The sequence below is a fragment of the Streptococcus pneumoniae genome (genome assembly GCF_001457635.1).
GTDB lineage: Bacteria > Bacillota > Bacilli > Lactobacillales > Streptococcaceae > Streptococcus > Streptococcus pneumoniae.
Genome location: NZ_LN831051.1, coordinates 104,344 through 118,799, shown reverse-complemented (window position 1 = coordinate 118,799; position 14,456 = coordinate 104,344). Strand labels below are relative to the sequence as shown.

Here is a 14,456-nt window from a genome sequence, read left to right as displayed (position 1 = left end):
ATGAAACTTTTGAAAAAAATGATGCAAGTTCTACTAGCAGTCTTTTTCTTTGGTTTGCTAGCTACAAATACGGTATTTGCGAATACCACAGGTGGCCGATTTGTTGATAAGGATAATAGAAAATATTATGTAAAAGATGATCATAAAGCAATCTATTGGCATAAAATAGACGGTAAAACTTACTATTTTGGTGATATTGGAGAGATGGTTGTCGGTTGGCAATACTTAGAAATTCCTGGAACAGGTTATCGTGATGATTTATTTGATAATCGTCCAGTCTTCGAAATTGGCCTTCAGGAGAAGTGGTACTATTTTGGACAAGATGGTGCTTTGCTAGAACAAACAGATAAACAAGTACTAGAGGCAAAAACGTCTGAAAATACAGGAAAAGTATACGGTGAACAATATCCTCTATCTGCTGAAAAGAGAACTTATTATTTTGATAATAATTATGCTGTAAAGACAGGCTGGATTTATGAAGAGGGTCATTGGTATTATTTAAATAAGCTAGGAAATTTTGGCGATGATTCTTACAATCCACTACCAATTGGTGAAGTTGCTAAGGGTTGGACTCAAGATTTTCATGTTACTATTGACATTGATAGAAGCAAACCTGCTCCATGGTACTACCTAGATGCTTACAGATTGGCAAAAAGTAAACGGAAAATGGTATTATTTTGGCTCCTCTGGTTCTATGGCAACAGGTTGGAAATATGTACGAGGCAAATGGTATTACTTAGATAATAAAAATGGTGATATGAAGACTGGCTGGTATCAAGATGGTTCAACTTGGTACTACCTAAATACAAGTAATGGAGATATGAAGACAGGTTGGTTCCAGGTCAATGGCAACTGGTACTATGCTTATAGCTCAGGTGCTTTGGCAGTGAATACGACCGTAGATGGCTACTACGTCAACTATAATGGCGAATGGGTTCGGTAATGACAGGGCGCTTATAATTATATTAGAACACTCGCTTAATCAAAGAAGTGACTTTGTTGTACTTGACCTGACTATTGGGGAGATTAAAAGCATGTGAAATCTACACATGCTTTTTCGTTAGTTATGAGTGTTGAACTTGACTAACCATTGACAAAAGATAAGAGCAATTAAAATAAGATACAAAAATATCGATGCTAACTGCACCGAAACGCCCGATGCTATGGATAGGGCTAATAGGGAGAGCAGGGACGGGGCGAGAATGTCCACTGTGCTCAGAGCAGAGCCCACCGTCCCCATCTTGTCACTGGGGATATGGGCAAAGACAGCTGCTTGTAGGCGAGGGCTGAGAATGCCGATAATCGTAGAACTGATGAAACTGGTCATGAAAATTACGATATAGGCTTGACAAAGGATACTAGTTATTAGAGTCAATAGGGAAATCTCACAGAAAACCAAGAGGTGCGTGAAACGGATATTTTTAAATAGATTACTGCTGGTCATATTGCCAAGGATAGCTCCACAAGACATGATGATGGAGAGCAGGGCGAGGAGTTGCCCAATGCTCAGTTGTGCTAGTGTCTGTTGGATGAAGCGGAGGGCAATCAGCCGAGGGGACACATCCAAGATGGCAATCATACTGGTCGTCAGAAACAGTAGTATGACGGTATCTTTTAACCTCAGGAGCACAGCCAGCGACTGTTTAAGATGTTGAAAATATTTCTTAAAACTCAGTGCTGTATGTGACATTTCAATCCTTTTTTCAACCTCATACAAGGTATGTCTAATAACATACAGACCCAAAAAGGCAATGACAAAAGTCAGAGTGTTGATAAGGGAAATAGTTTGAATACTCATAACATTGATAAGGAATGCGCCAGCCAGATTGGCGACAATGTGGACAACCCTCATCAGAGACTGCCTGAACCCCATGGCATCATGCAGGTCGTTCTTAATTACACTGATGTAGAGGGCGTTCATCATGTAGGCAGACAGGTAGCTCAAGGTGTCAGAGATGAGGTTGATGATGACAATCATAATGACTGAAACTAATGAAAAGGGCGACAAGACGAGAAATACTGTCAAAATAGCGTAGAGCAGGATTTTGATTTTGGCAATCCAGAGTGCGTGTTTGACTCTATTTTCTTGAAAATCTCCTAGAATCCCGAGAAAGAGTTGCGATAGTAGGGGAACCATCTCTGAAATGGAAATCAGTAAAATCGCTAGCGGAGCGAAATTGTACTGAGCCACATAATTGATAATGGCGAGGTAGAAAATACTGTCGCCGAATGATGAAAAACAGCTGTTTAGCAGCAACTGTCTATATATGTTGTTTGTCCAAAATAATTTCATACTTTTCTCCTTATGTCTGCACATCGAATGGGAATTTATTATTTAATAGACACCAATATACCCCCTGCTTCCTATTCCGAAGTCAAACAAATCTGTTTTACCACTATCTCCTTGAAACATCAGTAAATCGTGATCATCTCGTTCAGAACATGCTAAAATTACCTGTTGGATTTTTTCATCAGTAATTTGTTTTGATTGTAGACAGTGGTTTGTAGTAAGCTAGTTATTCCGTGGCAATATCCTGTCATCATTTTTAGATGATGGTTAAAAACAAATTCTTGATATTTACTAATAATATCTTTGTTTCCGTCACAATCGTACATACAAAGATATAAGATTATTCCGGAAATTCCTTCGCACCAAGAAAGTTGTAAATTTCCTAAATTTTCAGTATTAGAAGTAACTTTTTCTAATAATTTTTTTAATTCAGCATGGAATGTATGGAGATCATTATAGAACATAGAAGGTTCTAAGACTTTAGAATAGGCAAATAAAGCATATGCAATTTCACAATATCCATGAGCAAAGCTATAGTCTAAAATGCTTTCTTTGGCTGTATCTCTTTGTAGGAAATAATGATAAATTTCCCCATATACTATTGTGGATGAAAGTTTTAAGAGTATTGTCATTGGTAAATTGATAGTATTTTATTAATGATAATAGGACACCAGATTTTCCCAATGCAAAGTCTATTTCCTCTAGAGTATCATAATTCTCTATTAATTTCTTAGCGGTGACGTTTGCTAATTGTAGATAGTATTGATTTTTACTGATAGAAAATAAATGTAGGAGTAACCATAGATAGCCTGCATCACCAAATAGCAGTGAGTATTGATATTCATATGTGTGTGTCGTTCTAATTGTCACTGCCTTCTTGATGATAGAGAGTATTTTAGAATCCAGTTCTGGGGGGTACAATTTATTTAGAGGAAACAGTAGTCCAGCTATTCCGTGTTGGAATGATAAATTACTTACGAAATTTCCAAATTCTGTTGAAGAAGTGATCCTTCCTTCAGAATTTACAGTTTTATCTAGTAAAAATCGTAGAACACTATTACATTCTGTTTTGTAATCATATTTATGTTCCTCTATTTTTTTTAATTTTGACTAAATTATTTGTTTGACTTAAATTTAGTAGACATTGTAACCAAAATAGTTGCTCATCTGTGAGCTGACCTTGAGTATGTGATAGTTCTAGTAATTGAATAGGATCCTTTAGTTAGATTCAATCAATCTATAACACAACAACATAATAACACTTTTAGGATAACTTATCAAATATTATAGTAAAATGAAATAATAACAGGACAAATCGATCAGGACAGTCAAATCGATTTCTAAAAATGTTTTAGAAGTAGAGGTGTACTATTCTAGTTTCAATCTACTATAGTATATATTTTTACATCTTGAATTGTCAAATTAAGTGCATAAGTTTCCCGTAGCATACTTCATAAGGCGTTTTCCACTTAAGAAATTTTCGTGGTCGATTATTTAGAACTTGTATTCACAAAAAATGTTAAACTAGAGTTATGACACGCAAAGCATATGATACTGATTTAAACGATCAAGAATGGGCTAAGATTGAACCCTATTTCTCCAAACACCGCACCTATAAATGGCCGAAACGAGTACTTGTTAATGAGACTTTGTACGTCACTAAAACAGGTTGTCAATGGCGCATGATCCCTCACGACTTTCCTCTTTACTTAACGGTATGGAGTTTCTTTCGTCGTTCTATGACGACAGGTTGGTTCCAGGTCAATGGCAGATGGTACTACGCTTATAGCTCAGGTGCCTTGGCAGTGAATACGACCGTAGATGGCTATTTTGTCAATTATAATGGCGAATGGGTTCAATAATGAAAGAAGCGATTGTGAATGGAAACAATCGCTTTTTTTGTGAAAATATAATAAAATAGATAGGAAAGAATTAATACTTGTATGAAAAATAAGACGTTTTTTCGTCTAGTAAAAGGAAAAAATGACAAAAAAAGTTGGTGTCGGTCAGGCACATAGTAAGATAATTTTAATAGGGGAACATGCGGTCGTTTACGGTTATCCTGCCATTTCCCTGCCTCTTTTGGAGGTGGAGGTGACCTGTAAGGTAGTTCCTGCAGAGAGTCCTTGGCGCCTTTATGAGGAGGATACCTTGTCCATGGCGGTTTATGCCTCACTGGAGTATTTGGATATCACAGAAGCCTGCATTCGTTGTGAGATTGACTCGGCTATCCCTGAGAAACGGGGGATGGGTTCGTCAGCGGCTATCAGCATAGCGGCCATTCGTGCGGTATTTGACTACTATCAGGCTGATCTGCCTCATGATGTACTAGAAATCTTGGTCAATCGAGCTGAAATGATTGCCCATATGAATCCTAGTGGTTTGGATGCTAAGACCTGTCTCAGTGACCAACCTATTCGCTTTATCAAGAACGTAGGATTTACAGAACTTGAGATGGATTTATCCGCCTATTTGGTGATTGCCGATACGGGTGTTTATGGTCATACTCGTGAAGCCATCCAAGTGGTTCAAAATAAGGGCAAGGATGCCCTACCGTTTTTGCATGCCTTGGGAGAATTAACCCAGCAAGCAGAAGTTGCGATTTCACAAAAAGATGCTGAAGGACTGGGACAAATCCTCAGTCAAGCGCATTTACATTTAAAAGAAATTGGAGTCAGTAGCCCTGAGGCAGACTTTTTGGTTGAAACGACTCTTAGCCATGGTGCTCTGGGTGCCAAGATGAGCGGTGGTGGGCTAGGAGGTTGTATCATAGCCTTGGTAACCAATTTGACACACGCACAAGAACTAGCAGAAAGATTAGAAGAGAAAGGAGCTGTTCAGACATGGATAGAGAGCCTGTAACAGTACGTTCCTACGCAAATATTGCTATTATCAAATATTGGGGAAAGAAAAAAGAAAAAGAGATGGTGCCTGCTACTAGCAGTATTTCTCTAACTTTGGAAAATATGTATACAGAGACGACCTTGTCGCCTTTACCAGCCAATGTAACAGCTGACGAATTTTACATCAATGGTCAGCTACAAAATGAGGTCGAGCATGCTAAGATGAGTAAGATTATTGACCGTTATCGTCCAGCTGGTGAGGGCTTTGTCCGTATCGATACTCAAAACAATATGCCTACTGCAGCGGGCCTGTCCTCAAGTTCTAGTGGTTTGTCCGCCCTGGTCAAGGCTTGTAATGCTTATTTCAAGCTTGGATTGGATAGAAGTCAGTTGGCACAGGAAGCCAAATTTGCCTCAGGCTCTTCTTCTCGGAGTTTTTATGGACCACTAGGAGCCTGGGATAAGGATAGTGGAGAAATTTACCCTGTAGAGACAGACTTGAAACTAGCTATGATTATGTTGGTGCTAGAGGACAAGAAAAAACCAATCTCTAGCCGTGACGGGATGAAACTTTGTGTGGAAACCTCGACGACTTTTGACGACTGGGTTCGTCAGTCTGAGAAGGACTATCAGGATATGCTGATTTATCTCAAGGAAAATGATTTTGCCAAGATTGGAGAATTAACGGAGAAAAATGCCCTGGCTATGCATGCTACGACAAAGACTGCTAGTCCAGCCTTTTCTTATCTGACGGATGCCTCTTATGAGGCTATGGACTTTGTCCGCCAGCTTCGTGAGAAAGGAGAGGCCTGCTACTTTACCATGGATGCTGGTCCCAATGTTAAGGTCTTCTGTCAGGAGAAAGACTTGGAGCATTTATCAGAAATTTTCGGTCAGCGTTATCGCTTGATTGTGTCAAAAACAAAGGATTTGAGTCAAGATGATTGCTGTTAAAACTTGCGGAAAACTCTATTTGGCAGGTGAATATGCTATTTTAGAGCCAGGGCAGTTAGCTTTGATAAAGGATATTCCCATCTATATGAGGGCTGAGATTGCTTTTTCTGATAGCTACCGTATCTATTCAGATATGTTTGATTTCGCAGTGGACTTAAGGCCCAATCCTGACTATAGCTTGATTCAAGAAACGATTGCTTTGATGGGAGACTTCCTCGCTGTTCGTGGTCAGAATTTAAGACCTTTTTCTCTAGAAATCTGTGGCAAAATGGAACGAGAAGGGAAAAAGTTTGGTCTAGGTTCTAGTGGCAGCGTCGTTGTCTTGGTTGTCAAGGCTTTACTGGCTCTCTATAATCTTTCGGTTGATCAGAATCTCTTGTTCAAGCTGACTAGCGCTGTCTTGCTCAAGCGAGGAGACAATGGTTCCATGGGCGACCTTGCCTGTATTGTGGCAGAGGATTTGGTTCTCTACCAGTCATTTGATCGCCAGAAGGTGGCTGCTTGGTTAGAAGAAGAAAACTTGGCGACAGTTCTGGAGCGTGATTGGGGATTTTTTATCTCACAAGTGAAACCAACTTTAGAATGTGATTTCTTAGTGGGATGGACCAAGGAAGTGGCTGTATCGAGTCACATGGTCCAGCAAATCAAGCAAAATATCAATCAAAATTTTTTAACTTCCTCAAAAGAAACGGTGGTTTCTTTGGTCGAAGCCTTGGAGCAGGGGAAAGCCGAAAAAGTTATCGAGCAAGTAGAAGTAGCCAGCAAGCTTTTAGAAGGCTTGAGTACAGATGTTTACACGCCTTTGCTTAGACAGTTGAAAGAAGCCAGTCAAGATTTGCAGACCGTTGCCAAGAGTAGTGGTGCTGGTGGTGGTGACTGTGGCATCGCCCTGAGTTTTGATGCGCAATCAACCGAAACCTTAAAAAATCGTTGGGCCGTTCTGGGGATTGAGCTCTTATATCAAGAAAGGATAGGACATGACGACAAATCGTAAGGACGAGCATATCCTCTATGCCCTTGAGCAGAAAAGTTCCTATAATAGCTTTGATGAGGTGGAGCTGATTCATTCTTCCTTGCCTCTTTACAATCTGGATGAAATCGATCTTTCGACAGAGTTTGCTGGTCGAAAGTGGGACTTTCCTTTTTATATCAATGCCATGACTGGTGGAAGTAATAAGGGAAGAGAAATCAATCAAAAGCTGGCTCAGGTGGCGGAATCCTGTGGTATTTTATTTGTAACGGGTTCTTATAGCGCAGCCCTCAAAAATCCAACGGATGATTCTTTTTCTGTCAAGTCTAGTCATCCCAATCTCCTCCTTGGAACCAATATTGGATTGGACAAGCCTGTCGAGTTAGGACTTCAGACTGTAGAAGAGATGAATCCTGTTCTATTGCAAGTGCATGTCAATGTCATGCAGGAATTACTCATGCCCGAGGGAGAAAGGAAGTTTAGAAGCTGGCAATCGCATCTAGCAGATTATAGCAAGCAAATTCCCGTTCCTATTGTCCTCAAGGAAGTGGGCTTTGGAATGGATGCCAAGACAATCGAAAGAGCCTATGAATTCGGTGTTCGTACAGTGGACCTATCGGGTCGTGGTGGCACCAGCTTTGCCTATATCGAAAACCGTCGTAGTGGCCAGCGTGATTACCTCAATCAATGGGGTCAGTCTACCATGCAGGCCCTTCTCAATGCCCAAGAATGGAAAGATAAGGTCGAACTCTTGGTTAGTGGAGGGGTTCGGAATCCGCTGGATATGATTAAGTGCTTGGTTTTTGGTGCTAAGGCTGTGGGATTGTCACGAACCGTTCTGGAATTGGTTGAAACCTACACAGTTGAAGAAGTGATTGGCATTGTTCAAGGCTGGAAAGCAGATCTACGCTTGATTATGTGTTCCCTTAACTGTGCCACCATAGCAGATCTACAAAAAGTAGACTATCTTCTTTATGGAAAATTAAAAGAAGCAAATGATCAGATGAAAAAGGCGTAACCAGCGCCTTTTTTTCCATCCTCAGACTGAGGTGACTTTTTTGAATTGTGATAAAATAGAAGGGAGAGGATGAACCTATGAGAAAATTTAAAATCTTTTTATTTATCGAAGCCTGTCTTCTGACAGGAGCTCTGATTTTGATGGTATCAGAGCATTTTTCGCGTTTTCTGCTGATACTATTCCTCTTTTTGCTTTTGATTCGCTACTACACTGGTAAAGAGGGAAATAATCTTCTTTTAGTAGCGGTAACCATTCTCTTCTTTTTCATCGTTATGCTCAATCCTTTTGTGATTCTAGCTATTTTTGTTGCGGTTATCTATAGCCTCTTTCTTCTTTACCCGATGATGAACCAGGAAAAAGAGCAGACCAATTTGGTTTTTGAAGAGATCGTGACGGTTAAGAAGGAGAAAAATCGTTGGTTTGGAAATCTTCATCATTTTTCAAGCTACCAGACTTGCCAATTCGATGATATCAATCTCTTTCGCTTCATGGGCAAGGACACTATTCATCTGGAGAGGGTCATCTTAACCAATCATGACAATGTCATTATCCTCAGAAAGATGGTAGGAACGACCAAAATCATCGTACCTGTAGATGTGGAAGTCAGTCTCAGCGTTAACTGTCTCTATGGGGATTTGACTTTTTTCAACCAGCCCAAGCGAGCCCTCCGCAATGAACACTATCATCAAGAAACAAAAGACTATCTCAAGAGTAACAAGAGTGTCAAGATTTTCTTGACCACTATGATTGGTGATGTGGAGGTGGTTAGAGGATGAAAAAACAAGCCTATGTCATTATTGCTCTCACCTCTTTCCTGTTTGTCTTTTTTTTCTCCCACAGCTTGCTGGAAATACTTGATTTTGACTGGTCTATCTTTTTGCACGATGTCGAAAAAACAGAAAAATTTGTCTTTTTATTGTTGGTTTTCAGCATGTCCATGACCTGTCTCTTAGCCCTGTTTTGGCGAGGGATCGAAGAGCTTTCTCTAAGAAAAATGCAGGCTAATCTCAAGCGTTTATTGGCAGGGCAAGAAGTAGTTCAGGTTGTAGATCCAGATTTGGATGCCAGTTTCAAGTCCTTATCAGGTAAACTTAACCTTTTGACAGAGGCTCTTCAAAAAGCTGAAAATCATAGCCTTGCTCAGGAAGAGGAAATCATCGAGAAGGAACGGAAGCGAATTGCTCGGGATTTGCACGATACAGTCAGTCAGGAGTTGTTTGCGGCCCACATGATTTTATCGGGTATCAGTCAGCAGGCTTTGAAATTGGATAGAGAAAAGATGCAGACCCAGTTGCAGAGTGTCACAGCTATTTTAGAAACTGCCCAGAAGGATTTGCGGGTTTTGCTCTTGCATTTGCGACCAGTTGAACTGGAGCAGAAGAGCTTGATAGAAGGGATTCAAATTCTCTTAAAAGAGCTTGAGGACAAGAGTGATCTTAGGGTTAGTCTCAAGCAGAATATGACGAAATTGCCTAAGAAAATCGAGGAGCATATCTTCCGTATCCTGCAAGAGTTGATTAGCAATACGCTCCGCCATGCCCAGGCATCTTGCCTAGATGTCTACCTCTATCAGACAGATGTTGAATTGCAACTGAAGGTGGTGGACAATGGGATTGGTTTCCAGTTAGGGAGCTTAGACGACTTGAGTTATGGACTGCGAAATATCAAGGAGCGGGTTGAAGATATGGCTGGAACAGTTCAACTCTTGACAGCTCCCAAGCAAGGGCTGGCGGTTGATATCCGTATTCCCCTGTTAGATAAGGAATGATAAAGGAGTAAAGATGAAAATTTTACTAGTAGATGACCATGAAATGGTCCGATTGGGCTTGAAAAGCTACTTTGACCTCCAAGACGATGTAGAAGTTGTGGGCGAGGCTACAAACGGGTCTCAAGGGATTGACTTGGCCTTGGAACTGCGTCCAGATGTCATTGTCATGGATATTGTCATGCCTGAGATGAATGGGATTGACGCGACCTTAGCAATCCTTAAAGAATGGCCTGAAGCCAAGATTTTGATTGTGACCTCTTATTTGGACAATGAAAAAATCATGCCAGTCTTAGATGCTGGTGCCAAAGGCTATATGCTCAAGACTTCTAGTGCAGATGAATTGCTTCATGCCGTCAGTAAGGTAGCTGCTGGCGAGCTGGCCATTGAGCAAGAGGTTAGCAAGAAGGTTGAATACCACCGCAATCATATGGAACTTCATGAAGAATTGACTGCGCGTGAGCGAGATGTTCTCCAACTCATCGCCAAGGGCTACGAAAATCAGCGCATCGCAGATGACCTCTTTATCTCTCTCAAGACGGTCAAGACCCACGTGTCCAACATTCTTGCCAAACTTGAAGTCAGCGATCGTACCCAGGCGGCTGTCTATGCCTTTCAGCACCATTTGGTGGGGCATGAGGAGTTTTAGATGAGTTTAGCAGATTTACTTGAGGAGCTAGAAGCAGCAAAAGACTCTAAAAAGCAAGGCCCATGGAAGCCTATATGCGCCATCAATTTTCTTTTCTAGGTATTGCGGTGCCTGAAAGAAATAAACTCTATAAAAATATTTTCCAGAAGCGAAAAAAACAAAGATTATCGATTGGGATTTTGCAGACACTTGCTGGGAAAAGGAGCCTAGAAAATACCAATATGTGGCTGCTAACTATTTGAAAGCAATGCAGTCTTATCTAAAGGAAACCGATTTGCCTAAGCTAGAGCAGTTAGTCGTGACAAAATCCTGGTGGGACACGGTAGATATCCTAGATCGAGTAGTAGGGAGTTTGATGTATGAACACCCTGAACTAGAAGAAATAATCTTAATACTCTTCGAAAATCTCTTCAAACCACGTCAGCTCTATCTGCAATCTCAAAACAGTGTTTTGAGCAATCTGCGGCTAGCTTCCTAGTTTGCTCTTTGATTTTCATTGAGTATAAAATGGAGCCTATTAGATAATATCTGGCTGAGACGTGTCGCTATTGACCACCAGTTGTTAAGAAAAGAGAAGACCAATACTCAATTAATGGAAAAGATTCTACTTCATAACTTGAACCAAACAGAATTTTTTATCAATAAAGCTATTGGCTGGACTCTGCGAGACTACTCCAAAACGAATCCCACTTGGGTAACATGCTTTATTGAGAAAAACAAGGAAAGAATGGCTGAACTTAGTATCAAAGAAGCAAGTAAGTACCTCTAGCGTGATTGAAAAGCGCAGTCATTAATTGAAAAGTTTACCTGTTTATGTGATAATGGAGGGTATTTAAAGAAGGTGGTAGATTTCTTGATTCTATAGTAGATTAAGAAATTTAGAATAGTACGCTATAATTACATTAGGAGGATACAATAATGAAGAAAACTGTTTATAAAAAATTGGGTATTTCAATTATTGCGAGTACTTTATTGGCTAGCCAGTTATCGACAGTATCTGCTTTGAGTGTTATTTCTAGTACAGGTGAAGAATATGAGGTAAGTGAGACACTAGAAAAAGGTCCAGAGTCTAATGATTCTTCATTATCTGAGATTTCACCAACGTATGGTTCATACTACCAAAAGCAATCAGAAGTATTATCGGTAATGATGATTTGATTAAAATTGATAATACTTTACAGTATCCGTATTCGACTTCAGCTATGGTTTTATCTAAGTATTATGGAGTAGCCGATGGAATGAATGTAGAAGGGAGGGGAAGTGCGAATTTTATTAAAGATAATGTGTTAATTACAGCGGCTCACAACTACTACAGACATGACTATGGGAAAGAAGCGGATGATATTTATGTTCTTCCGGCTGTTAGTTCAAGTCAAGAACTATTTGGAAAGATCAAAGTAAAGGAAGTTCGTTATTTGAAGGAATTTAGAAATTTAAATTCTAAGGATGCAAGGGAATATGACTTGGCTTTATTAATTCTAGAAGAGCCCATTGGTGCAAAATTAGGGACTTTGGGTCTTCCTACTAGTCAAAAAAATTTGACAGGAATAACTGTGACTATCACAGGCTATCCATCATATAATTTTAAAATTCATCAAATGTATACAGATAAAAACAAGTTTTAAGTGATGATGGCATGTTCTTGGATTACCAAGTTGATACTTTAGAGGGGTCTAGTGGATCTACAGTTTGTGATGCTAGTCACCGCGTAGTAGGAGTGCATACTTTAGGAGATGGAGCTAATCAAATTAACAGTGCAGTTAAATTAAATGAACGAAATTTGTCATTTATTTATTCGGTTCTTAAAGGTTACTCTCTTGAAGGATGGTGAATGGGTTAGGTAATGAAGGCTAATTGTAAACTGTGATGGATACTTAACTTTGTATAATAGGTGGATAAAAGTCTTTAAAATAGGAAAAAACGCATATTATTAGGTGTTTAAAAACCTTGATAATATGCGTTTTATAATGGAAAGATTTCTTCAATTTCGTCTTGTATAGTAGATTGAAACTATAATAGTACACCTCTACTTCTAAAACATTGTTAGAAATTGATTTGACTGTCCTGATCGATTTGTCCTGTTCTTATTTCGTTTTACTATAATGTAATCGTCCAATAACGAAGTATTTTTGGATAGTCCGAAAAGTTTAGCTTCATATAGAGTAATTGGTATTAGTGATAGAGTGTTAGAAATTTTAAAAGAATATCTTCTTTTAGAAGAAGGTGATTATATATTTACAAATAATGGTTCTCCCTTAATGATAACTTGTTTCAATTACTTTTTGAAAAACAGTTTTAGGAAAAGTGAAATTAAGAAAGATGATTTTGTATTGACTGCTCATGTTTTTAGATATTCGCATATAAGTTTGCTTGCTGAATTGGAAGTACCTATAACAGCGATAATGGATCGTGTAGATTATACTAATGAAACAAAGATTTTAAGTGTTTATACTCATGTTACTGAGAAGATGAAGTCAAATATAACTGAAAAATTAGATAAATTAGTTTTGGAAAATGACTAACCAAAAGATATCCAAAGTAGTCTAAAATTGTCTATACTTTATGAGTGTTTTAGTTAGGAAAAAGGCTTGTTGTCTATAATTGTCTGCATTAGTCTAGATTTTATTTATAGAAAATGTTATAATAGACTGTATTTAAAAAATTTTAAGGAGAAATGACAGAATGTCTGTATCATTTGAAAACAAAGAAACAAACCGTGGTGTCTTGACTTTCACTATCTCTCAAGACCAAATCAAACCAGAATTGGACCGTGTCTTCAAGTCAGTGAAGAAATCTCTTAATGTTCCAGGTTTCCGTAAAGGTCACCTTCCACGTCCTATCTTCGATAAAAAATTTGGTGAAGAATCACTTTACCAAGACGTTATGAACGCTCTTTTGCCAAACGCTTATGAAGCAGCTGTAAAAGAAGCTGGTCTTGAAGTGGTTGCCCAACCAAAAATTGACGTAATTTCAATGGAAAAAGGTCAAGACTGGGTTATCACTGCTGAAGTCGTTACAAAACCTGAAGTAAAATTGGGTGACTACAAAAACCTTGAAGTATCAGTTGATGTAGAAAAAGAAGTAACTGACGCTGATGTTGAAGAGCGTATCGAACGCGAACGCAACAACCTGGCTGAATTGGTTATCAAGGAAGCTGCTGCTGAAAACGGCGATACTGTTGTGATTGACTTCGTTGGTTCTATCGACGGTGTTGAATTTGACGGCGGAAAAGGTGAAAACTTCTCACTTGGACTTGGTTCAGGTCAATTCATCCCTGGTTTCGAAGACCAATTGGTAGGTCACTCAGCTGGCGAAACCGTTGATGTTATCGTAACATTCCCAGAAGACTACCAAGCAGAAGACCTTGCAGGTAAAGAAGCTAAATTCGTGACAACTATCCACGAAGTAAAAGCTAAAGAAGTTCCAGCTCTTGACGATGAACTTGCAAAAGACATTGATGAAGAAGTTGAAACACTTGCTGACTTGAAAGAAAAATACCGCAAAGAATTGGCTGCTGCTAAAGAAGAAGCTTACAAAGATGCAGTTGAAGGTGCAGCAATTGATACAGCTGTAGAAAATGCTGAAATCGTAGAACTTCCAGAAGAAATGATCCACGAAGAAGTTCACCGTTCAGTAAATGAATTCCTTGGGAACTTGCAACGTCAAGGGATCAACCCTGACATGTACTTCCAAATTACTGGAACTACTCAAGAAGACCTTCACAACCAATACCAAGCAGAAGCTGAGTCACGTACTAAGACTAACCTTGTTATCGAAGCAGTTGCCAAAGCTGAAGGATTTGATGCTTCAGAAGAAGAAATCCAAAAAGAAGTTGAGCAATTGGCAGCAGACTACAACATGGAAGTTGCACAAGTTCAAAACTTGCTTTCAGCTGACATGTTGAAACATGATATCACTATCAAAAAAGCTGTTGAATTGATTACAAGCACAGCAACAGTAAAATAAT

General features: G+C 39.3%; 13 protein-coding genes and 5 pseudogenes. 15 read left to right on the top strand and 3 right to left on the bottom strand.

From position 1 onward, the window contains the following. A pseudogene (gene cbpC / locus AT689_RS00595) lies at positions 1–943 on the top strand (choline-binding protein CbpC). A gap of 117 nt (positions 944–1,060) precedes the next feature. Here the strand turns inward: cbpC and AT689_RS00590 are convergent. The 3 genes from AT689_RS00590 to AT689_RS12295 form a co-directional block, all read right to left on the bottom strand. After that, on the bottom strand, positions 1,061–2,293 hold the full coding sequence (locus tag AT689_RS00590) for an MFS transporter (protein ID WP_000765695.1): 1,233 nt from the start codon (positions 2,291–2,293) through the stop codon (positions 1,061–1,063). 158 nt (positions 2,294–2,451) lie between these two features. Next, complete coding sequence (locus AT689_RS12300) at positions 2,452–2,922, bottom strand: lanthionine synthetase LanC family protein (RefSeq protein WP_001809487.1); 471 nt, start codon at positions 2,920–2,922, stop codon at positions 2,452–2,454. After that, on the bottom strand, positions 2,822–3,160 hold the full coding sequence (locus tag AT689_RS12295) for a lanthionine synthetase LanC family protein (protein ID WP_001820155.1): 339 nt from the start codon (positions 3,158–3,160) through the stop codon (positions 2,822–2,824). The genes AT689_RS12300 and AT689_RS12295 overlap by 101 nt, the downstream gene beginning before the upstream one ends. A gap of 662 nt (positions 3,161–3,822) precedes the next feature. On the opposite strand from AT689_RS12295, the pseudogene AT689_RS13185 reads away from it, so the two are divergent. The 14 genes and pseudogenes from AT689_RS13185 to tig all read left to right on the top strand — a co-directional run. Beyond that, positions 3,823–3,990: pseudogene (locus AT689_RS13185) on the top strand (transposase); the annotation flags it as partial. A 39-nt stretch (positions 3,991–4,029) separates the two neighbouring features. Then, positions 4,030–4,152: pseudogene (locus AT689_RS13180) on the top strand (N-acetylmuramoyl-L-alanine amidase family protein); the annotation flags it as partial. Positions 4,153–4,273: 121 nt separating this feature from the next. Next, a complete protein-coding gene (gene mvk, locus AT689_RS00575; RefSeq protein WP_000163315.1) occupies positions 4,274–5,152 on the top strand; it encodes a mevalonate kinase in 879 nt (292 codons plus the stop codon). After that, on the top strand, positions 5,134–6,087 hold the full coding sequence (gene mvaD, locus AT689_RS00570; protein WP_000373458.1) for a diphosphomevalonate decarboxylase: 954 nt from the start codon (positions 5,134–5,136) through the stop codon (positions 6,085–6,087). The genes mvk and mvaD overlap by 19 nt, the downstream gene beginning before the upstream one ends. Then, a complete protein-coding gene (locus AT689_RS00565) occupies positions 6,074–7,081 on the top strand; it encodes a phosphomevalonate kinase (protein WP_000562381.1) in 1,008 nt (335 codons plus the stop codon). Before mvaD ends, AT689_RS00565 begins: the two co-directional genes overlap by 14 nt. Continuing rightward, positions 7,065–8,075 (top strand): type 2 isopentenyl-diphosphate Delta-isomerase, encoded by a 1,011-nt coding sequence (fni, locus tag AT689_RS00560; protein ID WP_000210619.1) that lies wholly within the window; start codon positions 7,065–7,067, stop codon positions 8,073–8,075. The genes AT689_RS00565 and fni overlap by 17 nt, the downstream gene beginning before the upstream one ends. A gap of 77 nt (positions 8,076–8,152) precedes the next feature. Beyond that, positions 8,153–8,851, top strand: coding sequence for a cell wall-active antibiotics response protein LiaF (gene liaF, locus AT689_RS00555; RefSeq protein WP_001224638.1), 699 nt, complete (start codon positions 8,153–8,155; stop codon positions 8,849–8,851). Continuing rightward, the gene (locus AT689_RS00550; protein ID WP_000743677.1) at positions 8,848–9,843 is read left to right on the top strand and encodes a sensor histidine kinase; all 996 of its coding nucleotides are present in this window, start codon (positions 8,848–8,850) and stop codon (positions 9,841–9,843) included. The genes liaF and AT689_RS00550 overlap by 4 nt, the downstream gene beginning before the upstream one ends. Positions 9,844–9,856: 13 nt before the next feature. Continuing rightward, the gene (locus tag AT689_RS00545) at positions 9,857–10,489 is read left to right on the top strand and encodes a response regulator transcription factor (RefSeq protein ID WP_000698443.1); all 633 of its coding nucleotides are present in this window, start codon (positions 9,857–9,859) and stop codon (positions 10,487–10,489) included. A gap of 62 nt (positions 10,490–10,551) precedes the next feature. Then, positions 10,552–11,258 (top strand): annotated as a pseudogene (locus AT689_RS13175) (DNA alkylation repair protein). A gap of 149 nt (positions 11,259–11,407) precedes the next feature. Then, on the top strand, positions 11,408–11,647 hold the full coding sequence (locus tag AT689_RS00525) for a hypothetical protein (RefSeq protein ID WP_000754501.1): 240 nt from the start codon (positions 11,408–11,410) through the stop codon (positions 11,645–11,647). Between the two features lie 80 nt (positions 11,648–11,727). After that, positions 11,728–12,317, top strand: a pseudogene (cbpG, locus tag AT689_RS00520) (choline-binding protein CbpG); the annotation flags it as partial. 355 nt (positions 12,318–12,672) lie between these two features. Continuing rightward, positions 12,673–13,011 carry a tyrosine-type recombinase/integrase gene (locus AT689_RS00515; protein WP_001812733.1) on the top strand — a complete coding sequence of 113 codons (339 nt, stop codon included), beginning with the start codon at positions 12,673–12,675 and terminating at the stop codon, positions 13,009–13,011. A gap of 160 nt (positions 13,012–13,171) precedes the next feature. Beyond that, positions 13,172–14,455, top strand: coding sequence for a trigger factor (gene tig, locus AT689_RS00510; RefSeq protein ID WP_000116461.1), 1,284 nt, complete (start codon positions 13,172–13,174; stop codon positions 14,453–14,455). Position 14,456: the final 1 nt, after the last annotated feature.